This window comes from Methylobacterium sp. E-016, from assembly GCF_022829745.1.
Taxonomy (GTDB): domain Bacteria; phylum Pseudomonadota; class Alphaproteobacteria; order Rhizobiales; family Beijerinckiaceae; genus Methylobacterium.
In genome coordinates, this window is sequence record NZ_JAKSYF010000170.1 from 1 (window position 1) to 19,583 (window position 19,583).

Sequence of the window (19,583 nt, forward strand, 5' to 3'; positions counted from 1 at the left end):
GCCCCGTCGGAGACGATCACCGTATCGGGCAATAGCCCGTGATGCCGGATCGCGCCCCAGAGTGCGCCCTCGGTGGCGATCCGCATCGGATCGGGGGTGACGGCCCGCGCATCGAAGCCCAGGGCGGTCAGATGCGCTTTCCAGGCGGCGGCATCGGCGAAGACCTTGACTGGATGAGCAGCGAGCGCCGCCAGGAAGGGGCCGGCGAGCGCGCGGGTGCGCATGTACGCGAGCGCCGTATCGTCGACGACGTAGTCCTCGTGTCCCGCTCGTAGCAGCGCGAGGAAGTTCAGGCGGGACTTCGCGGTGCCGGTGCGGAAGGCGGTGAAGCGCGCATCGCCGATCTGCGTGGTCACGCCGTCGGTCCGCGCATGCCGAGCGGAGGTGTCGTCGACGCTGATCCAGGCCGCGCTCTCCAGGCCCGCGCGCAGGACAGCCCGGTCCTCGGCGACGAAGCGATCGAGCGGGCCGCACAGGAGACGGACCACCTGTCGCTTCGAAATCGTCAGCCCGAGCCCCGACAGCATCGCCGTCAGGCGCTCGCTGGTGACCTGACCCTGGACGTGGGCGGCCAGCAGGAAACGGCGCAGATGCGGCCCGAACCCGCCCGCGAGCCCCGGCGGCAGCGGGGCCACCACGCTTGCTCCCGACGGCGTGCACCAGCGCTCGCGCCGGTAGCGGATCACCACCGCCTCCAGAACCAGGTCGCGCACGACGAGATCCTCGTAGCCCTTGAAGCGCGAGCCTTCCGGAACCGCGGCCTTCAGCACGACCTCGCGCGTCACCACACATCGATCCCGCACAGGTCCGCGCCGCCGCCGTTTGCCCGGATCGGTCTGCGCCCGCTCGCTCGCCGCCTCCATTCCGGACGGGGTCGGACGCGTCGGCGGCCGTGGTGGCAAGCCCTTCAGGCGCGCGACCTCGTCGCGCAACGCCCGGTTCTCATCCGTCAAAGCCCGGACCTGACCGATCAGGCCCACGACAAGCCCGCGAAGCTCGCTCAGCGAAAGGGCATCCAAACCATCGGGATCCGGCAGCGCCATGCCGCATGTTGAATCACGCCCGAGCCAAACCGCAAAACGCCACCGCCCGGTGATCTGCACCAGTTACCCTCCAGACACTCTAAGCTGCTGCTATGATGACAGATTTCTTGCGCGGGAGTTTCGCGAACGCCTCGTCGGGAAGGCCGAGATTATTGGCCAGAAGATGTGCCGGGACACGTTGCACCCAGTCCGACAGCGACGTTTCCTGATAGGACCCGCTGTCGAGCACGCCTACGACTTCGCATTCCTCCTTGCCGATATTCTGCACCGTGTGACCACACCCGCGTGGCAAGTAAGCACAATCTCCGGCGGAAAGTTCGGCGACAGAGAGCCGCTTGTCCGGGGCAAAGAGCGTCACGCGCGTCCGTCCGCGAGAAACGTAATGCCATTCATTTGCGTTTGGATGCCAGTGCGGCTCGTGCAGAGCGCCGGGCTGGAGCCTCAACAACATACCCGTCATGCCCGCGGACATTGGATATTCTTCGGCAGAGGCAATCGCCAGCGATCCGCCGTCCGAGCTCGTCTGGGGACCGGCTGCCAGCATCGGGTATCGGTGCGTGCGGGATCGGCTGAGCACCTTGGTGGCCCGGGATTGCGGCCCGTCGAGAGGCATCAGAGCGCCCTGACGAATATAGACCTCGCCGGATGGGATGCCTGCGATCGAGTCCTCGGGCATCCCGAAGACCTGCGCCATCATCGCAGGGTCTAGCCGGCTCGCCCAATCGCTGAGACCGAAGGTTCCATGCTCTCCATAGAGACCGTCGTTGAAGGCGAGAATGGCGTGGCAGGGTTCAGCCCCCAGGGTCTGAATGGCGTGGCTGTGACCTTTTGGGAAATACCACAGGTCGCCCGGCCCATAATTCGCGACCTCCATCTCCCCGCTCGGGTCCACCACGGTCACTTGGCAGCGACCGGCAAGGATATACGCCCATTCATCCGACGTGTGCCAATGCATCTCGCGGACGCCGCCAGCGTTGAGATAAAGATGTGCTCCGGCGATGTCCGTTGCGATAGGAAGTATTCTCGCTGTCACGTCTCGCGCCCAGCCGCCCGATGTCGCTTTGAGCAAGCCTTTGTCGAGCGAGGTCGTGAAACTGACGGCATCGCCCACCTTGCGTGGGATCGTCGATGCGAATTTTGAAGCAGGGGCCACATCGTACCCGGCCGCATGTCCGTCTGCTTCGGCGGCCGACGAAGTCCGCACTGAGAGCGCACCGGCCGCCAGAGTGATGCCGCCGAGGATCGCCCGACGCGTGCCGTCCACCATCGCCAAGAATCCCTTCGACAACCAGGAGAGGAGAATCACGGTATTTCAAGCATTCGATCTATATGATTGGCTTATTCGCGCAAGTGATTGTCTTGATTTATGAGTACCTCAACTCAAATATTGATCACTGTTCGGGAATAATAATGCAAATTGAATGACAGAATTACTATCTCGCCATCCCGTTTTTTGTATTGGATCGATTGCAGCGGTCCATCGCCGCAAGTGCGACCTCGATACCCGAAACGTCGAAATCAGCATCTCCCTCGGGAAACCGCACGAAAACCGTCCGGCTCAGCGACAGCTTGCGGACTTCCCTGTCGAGTATACGACAGTACAGGATCGTCCCCTTGCCGATCCAGGTTGGGACGGGGCTGATCGTTTCGTTTCCGGTGATCAGATCTGATTTAAGACTTTCACCCTCGGACCAATTCCATCTTTCATAAGACAGCATGAATACGATTTGCCCGTCCGATCTCGTAATCCCGACCGAATTTTGAGCTCCCCCGTCCGTCATGTCGCGATAGGAATGGGTCATTTGACAGGGAAGCGGATCGTTGTTTCGAAGTGTCTTATTGATGTCCCAGCCTTCGACGGTTTCGATGAACATCTCCTCCCGTGAAGCGACGGGAGCCGAAGACAGCAACAAGCCTGCGGACAATATCAATGCAATATTGTGACAATATTGAAATTGCATGTCCATCATTCCGAATCGTAACGGGGACGCCGACCTAGGGTGCGTTCCACGACCCGGCCATAGAGCGGGCGGAGGATGTCGTGACGGGTGGCGAGGGTGTCGCTGTCGCCCGGTCGGTTCCGCGCGGCCCCTCGGCACCGATCGGAGGGCCGGCCGATCGTGTTCCGTCCCTGGGCGGACCGTCCAAAAGGCCCACCCAGCGGCCGTCCAACCCCCGAGCCAGCAGGCTCAACGCGAGGACGGCGAGGAGGAGGCCGGCGGCCTTGTTCATCCGGCCGAGAACATGATTGGTGACACAGCGCCGGAACAGGGACACGGCGGTGTTGAGCACGACCCACCAGCTGAACGAGCCCAGGAAGACGCCGACCGCCAGCGCCGGAAGCGGCGCGGCCGCGCGCGCGAGGAGGGCCGGCATGGCGGCCAGGAACAGCACGGGGGTGATGGGATTCGCCAGGGCCAGCACGACCGCGCTGCCGTAGCTCGCGGCGAGGGTGTGGCGGCGCTCGCCGCTCACGTGCAGGACCGAAACGCTGCGAAGCACCCGGATTGCGAGGCCGAGCAGCACCGTCCCCGAGACCAGGGAGAGCACGGCCCCGTTCGAGAACGCCGCCGCCAAGTCCGCGCTCCAGCGCACCATCAGCCCCCCGTATGTCAGATGCACGGTGGCGACGCCGAGCCCGGTGGCGACGCCCGTCGGCAGGCCCCCTGCCAGCGTGCGCTGGACGCAAAGCAAGCTCGTCGGCCCGATCGGCGCGGCGATAGTCAGCCCAAGGCTCGCGCCGGCGAGCAGGGCCGTGGCGATGACGCCCATGGCGGCGGCACTGCGTTCAGTCGTCTTCCCGGCGGTCGAGGGGCGAGGCCACCGCCCGGGGCTCGGGCGCGGCATTGTCGGCGTCCGGGCACCCGATTTGCGCGCGCTCCAGGGCCGAGGATGCTTGGGCGCAGGCGATGTCCGGCATGTCGTTCAACTCGTCGGCCCGGATCCCGGTGCAGGACAAGACGACGATGAGGCTGGCGACGATTGTTCTCATGGCTGATCCTTCCGCGAGCCGACAATCTAGGGATGGTTGAACCCCGAGCATCCTCCGTCTGGCGGATGGCACCGCCTGCGCCGCCGCAGGCCCGCCGCGGACGTCTCGGCCGAACAGGAAAGCTCCGCCACGTCAGGCCTTTGCACGGCTTCGCCCACGACGCTGGACGCCGCGTCGTCGCCGCCCCCGGCGGGGCGACGCACCGGCGAACCTGCCGGAAGCCGGCTCGCGTCGCCGTCCCGCGCCGCCGGCATCATCCGTTTGAGGGATACCGCCGTCGATTTTGGACTGATATTGGTCTTATCGCGATCAGCGGGATCACCGTGGGGCGTGCTGATGCGGGAAGCTCTCATCGACCGGATCTACGAGGCTGCAGGCACTCCCGAGCTCTGGCCGGAGGTCCTTCAATCTCTTGGCGATACGGCGAACTCGGATGGCGCCGTGCTCATGGTGCTGCCCCCCGTCGGAATGCCCCGATGGATCGCCTCACCGACTTTGGAGCAGCGCCTGCGTCATCACACGACCACGGCTTCCTGGCGCGGCAGCGGGCGCACGGCGCAGTGGCGCACCCTGGCTCATGCGGGCTTCATGCGCGACGTCGACCTCGTGCCGGGCTCCCATGACGGGCGGCCCTGCGAGGTCGACGCGCCGTTCTGGCAGGTGGGGACGACGATTCCCCTGGCGACCGGCGACGTCGCGATCATCACCGCCGAACGCCGGGCCCGGACCGGCCCCCATGAGGCCGCCATCCTGCCTCGGCTCGACGCCCTGCGGCCCCATCTCGCGCGTGCGTGCCAGCTCGGCGCCCAGTTCGGCTGCGAGCGCACCCGCGTCGCCACCATGACGCTCAACCAGATCGGGCTTCCCGCGGCGGTCCTGTCGGCCTCGGGGCGGGTGCTGACCATGAATGCCCGCATGCAGGAGCGGGAGGAGGTCTTGCCCCCGGGCCAGCACGGCGGCCTGCTGTTCAAGAGCCTGATCAACAGCAAGCTGCTGCAGGATGCGATCGGCAACGTCGTCGGCGGCCGGCATGCGACGCAGAGCATGCCGGTGCGCGGCTATTCCGACCACCGCCCTCAGATCGCTCACGTCATGCGCCTGGACCGGCACCCCGGCGACGTCTTCGGTGCCTCGGCGGTGCTGCTCGTCCTCGTGCACGTCGGCGCGTGGGCCGTTCCGGACGACGGCCTCCTGAACCTGCTGTTCGACCTCACCCCGGCGGAAGCGCGCCTGCTCCAGGCGCTGGCCGGGGGCTCGCGCCTGCAGAGCTACGCCGAGAGCGTCGGCGTCCAGACAAGCACTGTCCGCACCCAGCTCACCTCGATCTTCAACAAGACCGGGACCAAGCGGCAGGCGGAGCTGCTGAGCATCGTCGCCTCGCTCTCGTTGTTCAGCGGGCAGACGGCGCCGTGCCTGGATGCGGCGTGAGGCGAGGTCCGGCTTCGTCCAGGAAGGCGGCCAACGCCTGCGCGGTCGGAAAGGCGTCGAAGGCCCCGAACCGGCAGGTCGTGAGCGCGCCGCAGGCCGCGGCCTGCCGCAGGGTCGCGTCGAGGGGCTGTTGTGCGAGCAGGCCCGCCATCAGCCCGGCCGCGAAGGCGTCCCCCGCCCCGACCGTATCGACCGCCGTCACGGCGAAGGCCGGCTGGCGCAGGGGCGGCACTCCGCGGCGGAACGCGATCGCGCCGCACTGCCCCAGGGTCACCACCAGGAGCTCGAGGCCGCCGTCCAGCAGGGCGGCGATGGCCGGCGTTGCGGCCCGGGCCGCAGCAATGGCGTCGGGAGCGCCGAGGCCCAGATCGGCCGCCTCCACCGCATTGACGACGAGGATCGCAGTGTCGGCCAGGATCGCCGGGTCGAGGGCACGCACCGGCGAGGGATTAAGCAGGGTGGGAAGACCCCGCGTCCGAGCCAGGGCGAAGGCCTCGCGGATGGGGGCGTCCGGCGATTCGAACGTCGCCGCCACGAGGTCCGCCTGCCCGACGCGGGCGGCCGCGGCTCGGACATCCTCCGCAGCGAGGGCGAGGTTGGCGCCGAGGGAGACCGCCAGGCAGTTCTCGCCGGCTGCATCGACGAAGGCGACGCCGGCGCCCGTCGAGCCGGCATGCGGCACCAGCATGGCCTCGGAGAACCCGACCTGCGCGAAGGTCGCGCGGACCACCGGGGAGAACACGTCCGTGCCCACGGCAAACAGCCCGTCAACCGTGACGCCGAGCCGGTGCGCGGCGAACGCGAGGTTGAAGCCCTTGCCACCGGGCTCGGCCACGAAGGCCGAGCCGTCGAGGGACTCGCCCGCCTGCGGCAGCCGCGCGACCTTGACCGAGCAGGCGATCACGAAGCTTCCGATGACAAAGACACGCATGGAGCGCTCCGAGCCGATCCGATATAAGCCTCTGTACCGGAGGTCGATCGGACGTGCGCCCCAAAAATCGGACGATGCAGGGGGAGGTCGACCGGGACATCGCGAGCGGCGAGCGTCCCTCGGTGCTGTCTCTGTTGCGCCTGCGCGGCGACACCGCGATGCCGCTCTACCGGCAGATCGAGGGCCAGCTGCGCGAGCTGATCCTCTCGGGCTCGCTGCCGCCGGGCGTCATCCTGCCGGCCGAGCGCCAGCTCGCCGACAGCCTCGGGGTCAGCCGCGTCACGGTCCAGCGCGCCTATGCCGAGCTCAGCGACGACGAGTTTCTCGTGCCGCGCGGGCGCTCCGGCTTCCTCGTGCGCCGTCCCCCCGAGCCCGTGCGCCCGGGCATGGACCGGCTCAAGGGCTTCACGGAGGAGATGCGGGAGCTGGGGAAGATCCCGTCCTCGCGCATCCTGGAGCGGACGGTCACCGAGGACCGCTCGATCGCCTCGATCTTCGGCCTCCCCTCGACGGCCCCGTTCCTGCGCCTGACGCGCGTCCGGTCGGGCGACGGCGTGCCGATGTCGCGCGAGGTCGCCTGGTACAACATCCGCGCTGTGCCCGCCCTCGAGACCGGCGACCTTTCCGGCTCGGTCTACGCGTTCCTGGGCGAGCATCCGGGCGGCCGCCTCGTGCGCTGCGAGCAGACGGTGGAGGCGACCATGCCGACGGCGGACGAATGCGAGATCTTCGCCTTCGAACGGCCCCTCCCGTGCCTGCTGATCAAGCGCCACAGCTACAACCAGGACTCGGTCATGATCGAGTACGTCGAGGGCTTGTTCCGGGGCGATGCCTATCGCTACCGGCTGAATCTGAGCGCGTAGCGATTGAGATCCGACGTCTGATCCCTCCTCGCGTAGACTGCTTCGAATGGATGAACCCATCTGCTTGGGTTGGATGGATAGGAGCTTCGATGCTTACGGCTTTGGCTCGAAGGTCCGTGCCTGCTTTACCGATCAGCGCGCAGTGACTCGCCGGCTCCGGCCGGCCCCGAAGCTACTCCGCCGGTGGTTCTGCCCAGTCGGCGGACCTGGGACGGAGTCAGGGCGAAGCGCTTGCGGAAGGTCCGATTGACATAGGACAGCTCTCCGAAAGCGACATCGAAGGTGATCGCACTCACTGGGCGGGTATCCTCGGCCTCGATGAGGCGCTGCATGGCGCGGTTGAGGCGTCGGTCGAGGACGAAGCCCGACAAGGTCTGGCCCTCCGCCTGGAACATCGGCTGGACTTGGCGGCTGGAGACGCGCTGGGCCTGTGTGCCACTGTCGCCAGGCTGAGGTCCGGATTGCCAAGGCCTTGCCGCCGCGTTGGAAGGGCGCCAGCGAGGCGCGGATGGCCTCGGCGGGCGCGAGGTCCGAGACCGGCAAGAGGACGTAGACGGAGGCGAACATGACGAGTCGACCTAGGCCTCGGGCGGGAGCCGCGCCGCTCCGAGGGTAACGCATGCCGCGTCACGGCATCCGATACGGGTCACGGAATTTTTGGATGCCTGAGTCCGGCCGTGGTCGATCAGCCGATCAGGACGACGGCCTTTCGCACGTAGGTCGGCTGGTCGACCTGCCCGACGATGAAGTGGGCGACGTCGGCCCGCGCGATCAGGCCGTTCCGCCACTTTGAGGGCTCGGTGAGAACCTTGTAGCGGCCGGTCGCCGATCCGGGCGTGAGAACCCCTGGCCGAACGAACGTCCAGTCGAGGTCGCTCTTGCGGATGCGCATCTCCTGCGCATCCTTGTCGTCGTAGGCGCGACCGAAGACGAGGCGGAACGGGACGCGCTGGAGCAGGCCGATGGAGTCTCTGCTATCGCCCGTGCCGAAGCCGGTGACGGCGACAAGGAGCTTGACCCCGGCTTTCTCCATAGCCAGTACCAGCATGTTGGTCGCGTCCGAGAACAGCGTCACCGGGCCGAGCAGATCCTTGACCGGCACCCCGAGCGCCTGGACGACGACGTCAACGCCGTCGACAGCGGCGGCGACATCTCCAGCCTTCAGCGCGTCACCCGTGAAACGCTCCAGACCCGTACCGGACAGGGTCATGGTCGTGGCCGAACGCGCGAAAGCCCGGACGCGATGTCCGGCCGCGAGCGACGCTTTCACGGTCTCCAGGCCGATACCTTTGCTGGCGCCGATGACGAGGACGTGGGCCATGGTCGTTTCCCGGTTGGTTGAATGCGCGACGAGATCCAATCAACCGCGGACGCGCCATGCGGTCGCTTGACCAGCCTCTCTACGGTTCGGTGATCGAGCTGTCCTGAAAGCCCGAGATCTCGTTGGCATGCCCCCGGGCATTGCAGGTATGCCCCTGATCGGACGCGGCTAGGCGGAAAGTCTCAGGATTACTGCGGAGGACCCAACGATGTGAGCCAGGGTCACCAGGACCGATCCGGTATGAAGGATGCCGAAGCGAGCGCGATTACCCATGTCGGTCGCGCCATTGATGGCCGGCATGAGTATCTGGCGCGCGAGGAGCGCCGTGACGGCGATCAGTCCCAGTATGAGTGCCGATGCCCTATCGGTGGTGGCTGTCAGCGCCGCGCCACCGAGGGCGCACACCATGACGAAGATGTAGAAATGCGGGAAGGCGCGGCGCAGCAGTGGGCCTGCCGCGTCGGCGGGCAGCGCGCTGAACAGAAACGAAGCGAAACCGAACGAGTACAGGACCATCCCGCCGAACAGGAGGGCCGTCACGAGAATAGCCGCTTGCGTGAGCATCGGTTCCAAACCTCAATGGCTTTCAGATCGCCCTCGTGGGCGGCATCTGTTTCGCTCGGCTGATAGCCGTCCCCTGCGTCCTGAAACGCCTCTCCGCTTCACGCGCGAGGTCAGGGGATGGTCGGCACTCAGATCGAGTCTTCCGATGCCTGCTTGGCACAGGCCCTGAACACATCGCCGATCGCCAAGTCGGCATGCGCATTCATGCTCGCGGCGTCGTTGAGGCAGGACAGCACATCCTTGCGCGGAGCAGCTATTGCGCTGGATTTCTCCAGCTGCTGCAGCAGACGATCACGGTCCGCACCCGTTGCGGCACTCCAGTCCCGCAGGGTGTCCTGCGGTTGCAAGGCCAAGGCTGGCGTCGCGATCGATCCCAGCATCAAAATCATGAAAGCGCGAACCGGCATCTTGGATTTCCCCCCATCAAGGTGGTCCTGGAATAGTCGCCGGCTACTTGTTCGCATCGCCTCGAAGGGCTTGGTGAACGAGCACAACGGCGATGGTCCGCGTCGGCAACCGTGTTTTTTGCTTGCACCCACTGGTAGAAAGGCCCGAGTTGCCGTGGACCTCCCCGGACAGCGGACCCTGTTCCAGGTCGCGCCGCCCTTGCTTGCATCACGCCTTTGCCCATGGCCTTGTCGACGAGGGGCTTGGCACCGACCTTGACGTTGAGGGCGCCCTACTTGGCGTCCGCGACGGCCTCCACGACATCCCGCGTGCTGTAGGGCTTGGACACGAAGTGGCCGTGATCGGGGACCTCCTCATCCGCCAAGCGTTGTCGCCCGGAGGTCAGGACCAGTCGGATATCCGGCCACGAGGCGTAGACGCGCTCCGCCAACGTCTTGCCGCACATCGAGCCGGGCATGTCGATGTCGGTGAACAGCACCCCGACATCCGAGCGCCGTTCGAGGATTTCCCAAGCCTCATCGGCGTTGCCAGCCTCGATCACCGTCAGGCCTGCGTCCTCAAGCATCTCGGCGGCGCATAGGCGAACGCGATCGTCGTCCTCGACCACGAGGATCACCGAGGCATCCAAGGGGCGCTTCGCGGACATGGGCGATCAACGAGCCATCCTTACGTTTGTTGCAGTCGAGGCATCCCTGGGCTGAAGCGTCGCGCATGCCGGCCTCGCCCTGAAGAGATCGGGGAAAGCGCGACCGGAGCGGGGACGACCTTGGCGGGTTATGTCCCGGGACCGCGCCTGGCGCCTCGGCCCGGACGACCAAGTCACGGAGGGCGACAAGCGCCAGACGGAAATCCGCAACTTCATCGAGGCCATGGCAGTCCCGAGGCGGAACGAGAGGCGCTGACCGGAGGCCCATGTCAGGGACGGACGTGATCGCCCGGTGACGTCGGACGCATGACGGATCGGCGAAAAAGCCGCGTATCGATTCATCGCGGAGGACGTTGCGTCTAAGTCGAACCATCCGAAGCAGCTGAAAACAGCGCGTCCGCCGAGTGCGGCGGGATGGGGGAACGGAAGGAAACAAAATGTCCAAGCATACGTTCGACGAAACCAACATTACCTGGCGGACCCTGGACTGGCTGCCGTACATCGCCTTCTTCGTCTACAAGGTCGACGAGGAGAACCGCATCGTCGACGTCGTGTTCAAGTTCGCCGCCAACCAGCGGGTGATGCTGCACCGGCACAAGAGCTCGTACGTGACGCTGGTGATGCAAGGTGAGTTGAGGTTCTATCGCGAGGACGGAACCCTGAAGGAGACCCGTCCGACGGGCAGCTACGTCTCGGGCGTCGCGAACGCCGACCCCCACATGGAGGGTGGCGGCGACGAGGATGCGATCGTCTTCTTCAGCAACCGCAATATCGAGGATGCGCTCTACGAGTTTCTCGACGATGCGGGCAATCCCGTTCAGGTCCTCGGCATCGCGGACTTCAAGGCGCAGCTCCAAGAGCAGATCGCGACCGGCACCTTCGCAAAGGTCGCCGCGCGAGCAGCATGACCCCAGCGAGCGCCGGGAAAGCGAGCTGCATTCCCGGCGAGGCAGCGTTCCAAACCGCGAAAAACCGATGGCTCAACCGCAACTGCGCGGGGCTGGAGCGTCGTAGCGAGGGCGTGGTTCCGCCACCGCGCGGCTGCGACGTTCGGCCTTCTGCCCTGCCGTCAGCTTGTCCTTGTCGGCGACGCTCGGTCTGTGCCGCTCGCCTTGCAGATGGGCTTGGAGGCCCGCTCTCTCGCGAATTCGAACCGCTCCCCGCAGACGACGGTCGGAAGTCGACGATAGTCTTGTGGTGGCCCCGCAGGTCGCCAGGGTCGCAGAGGGGCCGGTGTCGGGAACGTGACCGCACCTGGGACGGTTCGCCCTGAGATGGAAACCTATGTCCTCGTCGTCGCCGGGTTCGGTGTCCTGGTGCTTCTGACGGCATGGCTGCCGATGGTGCTTCGGGTCCTGCCCCTGTCCTTGCCGATCTGCTGCGTCGGCATCGGTGCCGCCCTGTCGCTCGTCCCTGCCATCGGCGAGCTCACCCCGCATCCCGGCACGCACCCCACGCTCGTCGAGCACGCGACCGAGGCGGTGGTCGTCATATCGCTGATGGGAGCTGGTCTGAAGATCGACCGTTTCATCGGCTGGAAGCGCTGGTCGATGACTTGGCGTCTGCTCGGCATCGGCATGCCGCTCACCATCCTGGCCCTGACCCTCCTTGGGTCGGCCCTGCTCGGGTTGGGCGCCGCGGGAGCCCTGCTTCTCGCCTCGGCGCTGGCACCCACCGACCCGGTGCTCGCTTCCGACGTCCAAGTCGGAGAGCCTGCCGAGGACAACGAGGACGAGCCCCGCTTCGCCCTGACCTCCGAGGCCGGCCTCAACGACGGGCTCGCCTTCCCCTTCGTGAACCTCGCCATCGCCCTTGCGGGGACGAGTGGCTTTGCCGGCGTACCCTGGTCACACTGGTTCGCGGTCGACGTCCTCTGGAAGATCCTCGTCGGCGCCGTCCTCGGCGCGCTGATCGGGCGGGCCTTGGGATGGTTGACCTTCCATCTGCCCAACGTCTCGAAGCTGTCCCGGACCGGCGACGGTTTCGTCGCCCTCGGGGTGACCTGCATCGCCTATGGCTGCGTCCAGGCCGTCGACGGTTACGGCTTCGTGGGCGTCTTCGCGGCGGCCCTGGCCCTGCGCGCCTCCAGCCACGGGCATGACTATCACCGCAAGATGCACAGCTATGCCGAGGAGCTCGAGCGCCTGCTGATGATGGTGCTTCTCGTGGGCTTCGGAGCCATGCTGGCCGCCGGAGGGCTGCTCCAGGCCCTCACATGGACAGCGGCCGCCTTCGCCTTGATCGCGATACTGGTCGTTCGCCCCCTCGCGTGCTGGCTCGGTCTTCTCGGTAGCGGTCGATCCCGCGAGGATCGTGCGGTGGTCAGCTTCTTCGGCATCCGCGGCCTCGGGACGGTCTACTACCTGTCCTTCGCCATGGGCCACGCGACGTTCGCACAGGCGGACCTTCTCTGGGCCACGGCCAGCCTGACCGTGCTGATCTCCATCCTCATGCATGGGGTCTCGGTCACGCCGGTCCTGCGAGCGCTGGATCGGCGGATGGGACGGGATACGGAAAGCGCGCAGCTCGACCTGACCCTGTCCCACCCCTGAGACGCGGGTACCAGAGAAGGTTCCGGACGCCAGAGCATTTTGCGTGATCCCTGGATCACGGAAAATTCTCTATCTTGTTGTGGAATCGCATTTTCTTCCCGCGAGCCGCGCTCCACCTCGCTCGAGAATGCTCTAGGTCTTGCCGACATCGACGTCGCGCTCGACGCCGCCCGTCTTGCCACTGAGACCTGGCACCTCGTCGAGCTGCCGCAGACTGGTGAAACGGCCACGCTCCTCGCGGTACCGCACGATCTCGAAGCCGTGGCCCCTCAACGCCGCTACGGTGTCGAGTTCCTCGGCGGTCGCGGTGTTCAGGTCGATCATCTCACGCCTTTCTGTGGAATTGGGAAAGCCGGAAGGGGAGCCATGGGTTTCAGGCTCGGGTGACGCACCGGTCCCGATCCCGAGGTCGAGAGAGGCCGTTCGAATCGGCCGAAACCACCGGCAGGATCTGCATCACGTCCCCATGCTCCGCGGGCTGGCTGCTCGCGCCGGGACGGGAGATGTCCATGGCCACATCGGCGTGCGTTCGTCCGCCGGGTCGGCACGACGCCGGGCGGATACCGGCGCCAGCAGGCGGGGACCTGACCGACGGCCTTGAAAGGCTTGTCCGGGCGACGGGTCGGAGAGGCCGCGATCGGCCGAGCACCGCATCGCGCGTGGCCCTTGGACCAGTCACAACCGCCTCGCCCCACGCAACGTCTTCGCGCCGCGTGCGCGTCACCTGTCTAGGATCGACACGGCGCCCCATGCGGCATCTGTCGTGCTGGTCGAACGTTTAGGATCGCGCGGTTTGAACGACTTTGTAGACAAACTGCGTAAACAGTGCAGAATGAATGCGCCGCATGACATCGTTGTGGGTTTGATCGGCGCAAGAATGAAAAAATCTGCGCAAAATGCGCAGGGAGGAGCCCGAGATGCAGATCCCGATCAAGCGGGCGATCGAAGCCGTGCCCGGCGGCATGATGGTGGTTCCGTTGCTCGCCGGGGCGCTCATCGCCACCTTCTTCCCCGGCACGCCGAAGCTTTTCGGCTCGTTCACGGGCGCCCTGTTCTCCGGGGCGCTGACGATCCTGGCCGTCTTCTACGTGTGCATGGGGGCGAGCATCGATTTCCGCGCGACGCCGTACATCGCCAGGAAGGGCGGCACCCTGCTGCTCGTGAAGGTCGGCATCGCCGTGCTTCTGGGCCTGGTCTTCGGACGCGTCCTGGGCGAGGCGCCGGTCGCCGCCGGCATGTTCGCGGGCCTGTCCACCCTGGCCGTGGTCGCCGCGATGAACGACACGAACGGCGGCCTCTACATGGCGCTGATGGGCCAGTACGGCCGCCCGCGCGACATGGGCGCCTACACGGTCATGTCGCTGGAGAGCGGGCCGTTCCTCACCATGGTCACGCTCGGGGTCGCGGGACTCTCGGCCTTTCCCTGGCAGACGCTGGTCGGCGCCATCCTGCCGCTCCTCGTCGGCATGATCATCGGCAACCTCGACCGCGAGATGCGCGCCTTCCTCGGCCGCGCCATCCCGGTGATGATCCCGTTCTTCGCCTTCGCGCTCGGTGCGGGGCTTGACCTCACCAAGGTCTGGCAGGCGGGCCTCCTCGGCGTCGCCATGGGCGTCGCCGTGGTGGTCGTGACGGGCATCCCGCTCTTCTTCGCGGACCGGCTCACCGGCGGGACCGGGGTCGCGGGGATCGCCGCCGCCTCGACGGCCGGCAACGCCGCGGCGGTGCCCGCGATCGTGGCCTCGGCCAACCCGGCCTATGCCGACGCCGCAGGTCCGGCGACGATCCTGGTGGCCGCCTGCGTCGTCGTCACGGCCATCCTCGTCCCCGTGGCGACCGCCTGGGCCGCGCGGCGGTTCGGCGATCCCGTGGGGGCCGAAGGCGAAGTCGCGGAGGTCACGGGGAGCGCGCCTGCCGGCCGCACGGCCGAGCCGGACCGCGTCGTCGCCGGGCGCTGACATGGCCGAGCGCTGGCTCATCCTCGCCGACGACCTGACCGGCGCCGCCGATTGCGCCATCGCCTTCGGTCGTCGCGGCCGAGCGGCGGCAGTGACGTGGGGAACCGCGACGGGATGCGGGTCGGCGGATCTCCCGGTGCTGTCCTACGATGCCGACAGCCGGGGCCTCTCCGCCGCGGCTGCCGCGCAGCGGCACGCCCAATGCCTGAGGCGCCTCCACGATCCGGACCGGATCCTGTTCAAGAAGATCGACTCGACCCTGCGCGGCCAGCCCGCCGCAGAGACCGCCGCCGCGCTCCGTCACCTGAAGGGCCGCGCCGAGGCCGGCTTCGCCGGAACCGTGTTCGGGATCTGCGCCCCGGCCTTTCCGGCCACCGGGCGGACGACCGTCGGCGGGCGCGTCCAGGTCGACGGGCGCCCCCTCGAGGAGGCCGAGGTCTGGGCACGGGACCACAGCTACGCCAACGCCGACCTAGCTTTCGTGCTGGGCACGGCCGGGATCCGGACGATGGCCGTGCCGCTGGTCACGGTGCGCGGCCCGGGCTTCGCGTCGGCGCTCGGGCAGGTCGCCGCCACGGGCGACGTCGTCGCCGTCTGCGATGCCGAGACCCAGGCGGATCTCGATCGCATCGCCGCCGAGGGCCTGCGCATCGCCGCCGCGGGCCCGTCGGGCGGGCTGGCGCCGTTCTTCGTCGGCAGCGCCGGCCTCGCCCACGCCCTCGCAGCGGTCGAGGCGAGACCGGCGCTTGCGCCCTTGCGGATCGCGTCGCGCCGGGGCGGCAGCTTGATCGTGGTGGGATCGCTTGCGACGACCTCCCGGGCGGCCACCCGCAAGCTCGCGGCGCTCGACGGCGTCGTCCACCTGCCCGTTTCGTCCGAGACCCTTCTCGGCGATCCGGGCGAGTTGGCCGCTGCGGTCGCACGCGTCGCGATCGCGATCGCCGCCGGGCACGACGTCCTGGTCGAGATCGCGATGGCGGGCGTTCCCGACATGGCCCTCGGCCCTCGCCTCCTGCATGCCCTCGCCGACGCGCTCGCGCCGTTGGGCGCCGCGATCGGCGCGTTCGCGGCCACCGGGGGCGAGACCGCCTCCGCCCTCCTCTCGCGCTTCGGCGTCGACGGGATTCGACTCGTCGACGAGATCGAGCCCGGCGTGTCCCTCGGCCTCACGCTCGGCCGCCTCGCCATCCCCGTCGCGACGAAGGCGGGCGCCTTCGGCGACGCCGACAGCCTCATCCGCATCCGCGAGCGCTTGCGTGCGGTCCGCATCGAAGGAAGCTTCTCATGACACGTCCGACCATCGCCATCACCATGGGTGACCCGGCCGGCATCGGCCCCGAGATCATCATGAAGGCGCTTGCCCATGCCGAGGTCCAGGCCCTGTGCCGTCCGCTGGTCGTCGGCGATGCCGGGCGCCTGCGGCAGGCGGGCGAGATCGTCGGATCGCGGGTACCGGTCGATGCCCTGGCCGATGTCGGCGAGGCCGACTTCGACACGGGGGCGGTGCAATGCATCGACCTCAAGGTCGTCCCCGCCGACCTGCCGTTCGGGCAGGTGTCGCCGGTCGGCGGCGAGGCGGCCTACCGCTTCATCGCCAAGGCCGTCAAGCTGGTGCAGGCGGGCGAGGCCGGCGGGATCTGCACCGCGCCCCTGTCCAAGGAGGCGCTTCATGCCGCCGGCCACAAGTTCCCCGGTCATACCGAGATGCTGGCCCACCTGACCGGCACGCCGGAGGTCTCGATGATGCTGGTCTCGCCCAAGCTCCGGGTGATCCACGTCACGACCCATATCGGCCTCGTCGACGCGATCGCGAAGATCGAGCCCGGCTTGGTCGAGCGCGTAATCGCGCGGGGGCATGCGGTGCTGGTGAAGGCCGGCATCGCGAACCCGAAGATCGGCGTCTGCGCGATCAACCCGCACGCGGGCGAGAACGGCCTGTTCGGCCACGGCGAGGAGGCGGAGAAGATCACGCCGGCGGTCGAGGCCTGTCGGGCCCGGGGGTGGGACGTGCGCGGCCCGCTGCCGGCCGACACGCTGTTCTTCCTCGCCGGACGCGGCGATTACGACATGGTCGTCGCGATGTACCACGATCAGGGTCACGGCCCGATCAAGGTGCTCGGTCTCGAGGCCGGCGTGAACATCACCGTGGGCCTTCCCGTGATCCGCACCTCGGTCGACCACGGGACCGCCTTCGACATCGCCGGCAAGGGCGTCGCCGACGAGCGCAGCCTGATGGAGGCCCTACGACAGGCGGTCGACCTCGCGCCGAAGGCGGCACCGGCTTCCGCATAGCCAGCCGGCCCGACCTCCGGCATGATGCGCCCTCCCCTCGATCGGAGCGGAGGGCGGATCGGGCGAGCCCGTGCCGCGCCCGGATCCGCCGTCCCGAAGGGATCGTCCGGGTCGGATCGGGCGCACCGGATCATCTCGGTAGGGTCGTCGTCCTCATGTCGATGCGGAGCAAGGCGCGTCAGGCGCTGCTGCTGGAGGCGCTGAAGCTCGGCGAGATCGACGTCGACGACGTCGCCGCCCGCCTGGACGTCTCCGCCTCCACGGTCCGGCGCGATCTCCAGGTCCTCTCCGCCACCCGGGCCGTCCGCCGGACCTACGGCGGCGCGATCCTCGCCGGCCACCCGGTCGAGACGACCTTGGCCGAGCGGATGGCCGTGAACGGGCCCGAGAAGCTCGCCATCGCCCGCAAGGCGATCACGCTGGTCGAGGACGGCGACACGCTGATCCTCGATGCCGGCTCCACGGTCGCCGCATTCGGGCAGCTCCTCGCCAAGCGCCGCCTGCGCATCGTCACCAACAACCTCGCCCTGCTCCCCGCCCTCGCCGAGGCGCCGGGGATCGAGCTCGTGGTCCTGGGAGGCGCCTTGCGGGCCACCAGCATGAGCACGGTCGGCCCCCTCGCCGTCGAGGCGCTTCGCCTCATGACCGCGGATCACGTCGTCCTCAGCGCCGACGGGGTGGTGGCGGGGCGCGGCCTCTGCGAGGCGAGCCTCGATCAGGTGGCGCTCAAATCCCTGATGATGCGCCAGGCGAACGGGGTGATCGTGCTCGCCGACGCGAGCAAGCTCGGCCGGGCCGAGCAGAACGCCTGGGCGGCTCTCCCGCAACGCTGGACGCTGGTCACGAATTCGGACGCGCCGAAGGATCAGATGCGGCGTCTCGCGGATGCCGGCGCCGCCGTCCTCGTCGGCCAAGGCGCATCGCGCAAGATCTGACCCTCCCGCCGCCTCGCCCTCACGGCATGACGGGCGGATGGTAGGTCAACGTGAAGGCCAGGGCCCAGAGCAGGAACAGCACCAGCGGCAGGTGCACGATGAGCTGGAGGAAGCTGAAGCCGACGATGTCCCGGGCCTTCAGGCCGATGATGCCGACCAGCGGCAGCATCCAGAACGGGTTGATCAGGTTCGGCAGCGCCTCGGCGGCGTTGTAGATCATCACCGCCCAGCCGAGGTGGACCTTCAGCTCGTTGGCCGCCTGGAGCACGTAAGGCGCCTCGAGCAGCCACTTACCGCCGCCCGAGGGCACGAAGAAGCCGAGGATCGCCGAGTAGACGCCCATCGTCAGCGGGAAGGTGCCGGCGGTGTTGAGGTTGACGAAGGCATGGGTGATCGCATCGGACGCCGAGGCGCCGGCCGCGTTCTTCGGCACGGTCAGCATCCCGCTGATCGCCGCGTAGAGCGGATACTGGATCAGGATGCCCGCGATCGCCGGCACCGACTTCGAGACGGCCACGAGGAAGCGCTTCGGCCGCCAGTGCAGCAGCAGGCCCAGGGTGAGGAACAGCAGGTTGTAGGTGTTGAGGTTCGAGATCGCGACGATCCACGACTGACGGGCGAATTCCTGCACGATCCAGCCGCCGGCGATCACCACGAGGAGAATCGTTAGGAGCGGCGAATGCTCCAGCCACTCCCCGGGCTGGCGCGGCGGCGGGATGTCGGTCGACTCGCGGCTCACGTCGACGCCCAGGGTCTCGGCGGTGACGGCCGTCGCCCCGCGCGGCGCCGAGGCGTAGGCGATCGCCACCGAGACGACGAACAGGATCGCCGCGATCAGCATCGACTGCCACAGGAAGATGGTCTCGCTGAACGGGATCACGCCGGAGATCGCGAGCAGGCTCTTGGTCAGGCTCGCAGGGTTGGCCTGGAGCTGCGCCGCCGAGGAGCTGAGACCGAGCGCCCAGGTCGCGCCGAGCCCGAGATAGGCCGCCGCGCCCGCGGCCCGGTAATCCATCCGGAGGTCCGTCCGCCGGGCGAGCGCCCGGACCAGCAGGCCGCCGAAGATCAGGCTGAGGCCCCAGCTGAGGAACGACGAGAGCATCGTCGCGCCCGCCACGAAGCCGACCGCCCCGCGCCCGGTCCGGGGCACCTGCGCCATGCGCTCGATCAGCGCCCGCACCGGCGGCGAGACCGCCACGACGTAGCCGCCGATGGTGACGAAGGCCATCTGCATGGTGAAGGGGATCAGGCTCCAGAACCCGTCCCCGAAGCTCTTGGCGACGGACGCCGCCGGCGCGCCGTTGGCCAGGACGCCGAGGGCGACGACGACGACCGCGATGGCGACGAAGATGAAGGCGTCCGGAAACCAGCGCTCCGCCCAGGCGGTGAATCGGATGCCGAGGCGCTCGAGCGTCCCGGCCGCCGGGGCGGTTCCGGGATCCGTTGCCGGCACGGGCTTGGAGGGCACAGGCTTGGAGGGGCGGGGCTTGGACGGGGCCGGATCAACGGGCGCGATCGCCATGGATGTCCTCTGGGCTTCGGCTCTTCGCGGCAGGAGCCGCATGGATGACACGCCCTCGCTCGACCTCGAAGGCGTGCCCCGATCAAGATCGTGACAGGCGGCCGCGATCGTGGAGGCGGCCGGTTCGT

General features: G+C 67.9%; 19 protein-coding genes and 2 pseudogenes. 8 read left to right on the top strand and 13 right to left on the bottom strand.

Features of this window, described 5'->3' with window-relative positions:
* From MKK68_RS25215 to MKK68_RS25235, 5 genes and pseudogenes are all read right to left on the bottom strand, one after another.
* Positions 1-1,103: pseudogene (locus tag MKK68_RS25215) on the bottom strand (transposase); the annotation flags it as partial.
* Positions 1,104-1,122: 19 nt separating this feature from the next.
* The gene (locus MKK68_RS25220; protein ID WP_187276056.1) at positions 1,123-2,310 is read right to left on the bottom strand and encodes a cupin domain-containing protein; all 1,188 of its coding nucleotides are present in this window, start codon (positions 2,308-2,310) and stop codon (positions 1,123-1,125) included.
* A 166-nt stretch (positions 2,311-2,476) separates the two neighbouring features.
* Positions 2,477-3,013, bottom strand: a complete 537-nt coding sequence (locus MKK68_RS25225) for a hypothetical protein (protein ID WP_187276055.1) — start codon at positions 3,011-3,013, stop codon at positions 2,477-2,479.
* 25 nt (positions 3,014-3,038) lie between these two features.
* Entirely contained in the window at positions 3,039-3,815 is a 777-nt protein-coding gene (locus MKK68_RS25230; RefSeq protein WP_187276054.1) for a LysE family transporter, read from the bottom strand.
* A 16-nt stretch (positions 3,816-3,831) separates the two neighbouring features.
* On the bottom strand, positions 3,832-4,035 hold the full coding sequence (locus MKK68_RS25235; RefSeq protein WP_147725588.1) for a hypothetical protein: 204 nt from the start codon (positions 4,033-4,035) through the stop codon (positions 3,832-3,834).
* A gap of 336 nt (positions 4,036-4,371) precedes the next feature.
* On the opposite strand from MKK68_RS25235, the gene MKK68_RS25240 reads away from it, so the two are divergent.
* Positions 4,372-5,463 carry a helix-turn-helix transcriptional regulator gene (locus tag MKK68_RS25240; RefSeq protein ID WP_187276053.1) on the top strand — a complete coding sequence of 364 codons (1,092 nt, stop codon included), beginning with the start codon at positions 4,372-4,374 and terminating at the stop codon, positions 5,461-5,463.
* Here MKK68_RS25240 and MKK68_RS25245 read toward each other — a convergent pair.
* Positions 5,426-6,394 (bottom strand): PfkB family carbohydrate kinase, encoded by a 969-nt coding sequence (locus MKK68_RS25245; protein ID WP_147725586.1) that lies wholly within the window; start codon positions 6,392-6,394, stop codon positions 5,426-5,428. The two genes, MKK68_RS25240 and MKK68_RS25245, sit on opposite strands and share 38 nt — an antisense overlap.
* A 53-nt stretch (positions 6,395-6,447) precedes the next feature.
* Between MKK68_RS25245 and MKK68_RS25250 the strand changes: the two genes are divergently transcribed.
* Positions 6,448-7,257: a GntR family transcriptional regulator gene (locus MKK68_RS25250; RefSeq protein ID WP_243946009.1), complete on the top strand. Its 810-nt coding sequence runs from the start codon at positions 6,448-6,450 to the stop codon at positions 7,255-7,257.
* Between the two features lie 125 nt (positions 7,258-7,382).
* Here the strand turns inward: MKK68_RS25250 and MKK68_RS25255 are convergent.
* The 5 genes and pseudogenes from MKK68_RS25255 to MKK68_RS25275 form a co-directional block, all read right to left on the bottom strand.
* A pseudogene (locus tag MKK68_RS25255) lies at positions 7,383-7,667 on the bottom strand (helix-turn-helix domain-containing protein); the annotation flags it as partial.
* Positions 7,668-7,942: 275 nt separating this feature from the next.
* Positions 7,943-8,578 (bottom strand): NAD(P)-dependent oxidoreductase, encoded by a 636-nt coding sequence (locus tag MKK68_RS25260; protein ID WP_244033297.1) that lies wholly within the window; start codon positions 8,576-8,578, stop codon positions 7,943-7,945.
* Between the two features lie 168 nt (positions 8,579-8,746).
* Positions 8,747-9,142, bottom strand: coding sequence for a DUF4149 domain-containing protein (locus tag MKK68_RS25265; protein ID WP_243937918.1), 396 nt, complete (start codon positions 9,140-9,142; stop codon positions 8,747-8,749).
* A 128-nt stretch (positions 9,143-9,270) separates the two neighbouring features.
* Entirely contained in the window at positions 9,271-9,636 is a 366-nt protein-coding gene (locus tag MKK68_RS25270; protein ID WP_244033298.1) for a hypothetical protein, read from the bottom strand.
* A 185-nt stretch (positions 9,637-9,821) separates the two neighbouring features.
* Positions 9,822-10,196, bottom strand: coding sequence for a response regulator (locus MKK68_RS25275; RefSeq protein WP_147725581.1), 375 nt, complete (start codon positions 10,194-10,196; stop codon positions 9,822-9,824).
* 437 nt (positions 10,197-10,633) lie between these two features.
* On the opposite strand from MKK68_RS25275, the gene MKK68_RS25280 reads away from it, so the two are divergent.
* Together MKK68_RS25280 and MKK68_RS25285 are read left to right on the top strand one after the other, a co-directional pair.
* Entirely contained in the window at positions 10,634-11,104 is a 471-nt protein-coding gene (locus MKK68_RS25280) for a regulator (protein ID WP_147725580.1), read from the top strand.
* Between the two features lie 366 nt (positions 11,105-11,470).
* Positions 11,471-12,748, top strand: coding sequence for a cation:proton antiporter (locus MKK68_RS25285; protein WP_147725579.1), 1,278 nt, complete (start codon positions 11,471-11,473; stop codon positions 12,746-12,748).
* A 132-nt stretch (positions 12,749-12,880) separates the two neighbouring features.
* Here the strand turns inward: MKK68_RS25285 and MKK68_RS25290 are convergent, their stop codons facing one another.
* Complete coding sequence (locus tag MKK68_RS25290) at positions 12,881-13,072, bottom strand: ComEA family DNA-binding protein (protein WP_147725578.1); 192 nt, start codon at positions 13,070-13,072, stop codon at positions 12,881-12,883.
* Positions 13,073-13,665: 593 nt separating this feature from the next.
* Between MKK68_RS25290 and MKK68_RS25295 the strand changes: the two genes are divergently transcribed.
* The 4 genes from MKK68_RS25295 (at position 13,666) to MKK68_RS25310 (ending at position 17,933) form a co-directional block, all read left to right on the top strand.
* Complete coding sequence (locus MKK68_RS25295; protein ID WP_279605504.1) at positions 13,666-14,706, top strand: 2-keto-3-deoxygluconate permease; 1,041 nt, start codon at positions 13,666-13,668, stop codon at positions 14,704-14,706.
* 1 nt (position 14,707) lies between these two features.
* Positions 14,708-15,994 carry a four-carbon acid sugar kinase family protein gene (locus MKK68_RS25300; RefSeq protein WP_244033299.1) on the top strand — a complete coding sequence of 429 codons (1,287 nt, stop codon included), beginning with the start codon at positions 14,708-14,710 and terminating at the stop codon, positions 15,992-15,994.
* A complete protein-coding gene (pdxA, locus tag MKK68_RS25305; RefSeq protein WP_244033300.1) occupies positions 15,991-16,998 on the top strand; it encodes a 4-hydroxythreonine-4-phosphate dehydrogenase PdxA in 1,008 nt (335 codons plus the stop codon). The genes MKK68_RS25300 and pdxA overlap by 4 nt, the downstream gene beginning before the upstream one ends.
* A 155-nt stretch (positions 16,999-17,153) precedes the next feature.
* Positions 17,154-17,933: a DeoR/GlpR family DNA-binding transcription regulator gene (locus MKK68_RS25310; RefSeq protein ID WP_147726471.1), complete on the top strand. Its 780-nt coding sequence runs from the start codon at positions 17,154-17,156 to the stop codon at positions 17,931-17,933.
* A 19-nt stretch (positions 17,934-17,952) separates the two neighbouring features.
* Here the strand turns inward: MKK68_RS25310 and MKK68_RS25315 are convergent, their stop codons facing one another.
* Positions 17,953-19,455: a short-chain fatty acid transporter gene (locus MKK68_RS25315; protein WP_244033301.1), complete on the bottom strand. Its 1,503-nt coding sequence runs from the start codon at positions 19,453-19,455 to the stop codon at positions 17,953-17,955.
* Positions 19,456-19,583: the final 128 nt, after the last annotated feature.

Bases quoted from the DNA above. Each gene is read 5' to 3' on its own strand.
- MKK68_RS25220 (WP_187276056.1), bottom strand. From the start codon at position 2,310: ATGGTGGACGGCACGCGTCGGGCGATCCTCGGCGGCATCACTCTGGCG.
- MKK68_RS25225 (WP_187276055.1), bottom strand. From the start codon at position 3,013: ATGATGGACATGCAATTTCAATATTGTCACAATATTGCATTGATATTG.
- MKK68_RS25230 (WP_187276054.1), bottom strand. From the start codon at position 3,815: ATGGGCGTCATCGCCACGGCCCTGCTCGCCGGCGCGAGCCTTGGGCTG.
- MKK68_RS25235 (WP_147725588.1), bottom strand. From the start codon at position 4,035: ATGAGAACAATCGTCGCCAGCCTCATCGTCGTCTTGTCCTGCACCGGG.
- MKK68_RS25240 (WP_187276053.1), top strand. From the start codon at position 4,372: ATGCGGGAAGCTCTCATCGACCGGATCTACGAGGCTGCAGGCACTCCC.
- MKK68_RS25245 (WP_147725586.1), bottom strand. From the start codon at position 6,394: ATGCGTGTCTTTGTCATCGGAAGCTTCGTGATCGCCTGCTCGGTCAAG.
- MKK68_RS25260 (WP_244033297.1), bottom strand. From the start codon at position 8,578: ATGGCCCACGTCCTCGTCATCGGCGCCAGCAAAGGTATCGGCCTGGAG.
- MKK68_RS25265 (WP_243937918.1), bottom strand. From the start codon at position 9,142: ATGCTCACGCAAGCGGCTATTCTCGTGACGGCCCTCCTGTTCGGCGGG.
- MKK68_RS25275 (WP_147725581.1), bottom strand. From the start codon at position 10,196: ATGTCCGCGAAGCGCCCCTTGGATGCCTCGGTGATCCTCGTGGTCGAG.
- MKK68_RS25280 (WP_147725580.1), top strand. From the start codon at position 10,634: ATGTCCAAGCATACGTTCGACGAAACCAACATTACCTGGCGGACCCTG.
- MKK68_RS25285 (WP_147725579.1), top strand. From the start codon at position 11,471: ATGGAAACCTATGTCCTCGTCGTCGCCGGGTTCGGTGTCCTGGTGCTT.
- MKK68_RS25290 (WP_147725578.1), bottom strand. From the start codon at position 13,072: ATGATCGACCTGAACACCGCGACCGCCGAGGAACTCGACACCGTAGCG.
- MKK68_RS25295 (WP_279605504.1), top strand. From the start codon at position 13,666: ATGCAGATCCCGATCAAGCGGGCGATCGAAGCCGTGCCCGGCGGCATG.
- MKK68_RS25300 (WP_244033299.1), top strand. From the start codon at position 14,708: ATGGCCGAGCGCTGGCTCATCCTCGCCGACGACCTGACCGGCGCCGCC.
- pdxA (WP_244033300.1), top strand. From the start codon at position 15,991: ATGACACGTCCGACCATCGCCATCACCATGGGTGACCCGGCCGGCATC.
- MKK68_RS25310 (WP_147726471.1), top strand. From the start codon at position 17,154: ATGTCGATGCGGAGCAAGGCGCGTCAGGCGCTGCTGCTGGAGGCGCTG.
- MKK68_RS25315 (WP_244033301.1), bottom strand. From the start codon at position 19,455: ATGGCGATCGCGCCCGTTGATCCGGCCCCGTCCAAGCCCCGCCCCTCC.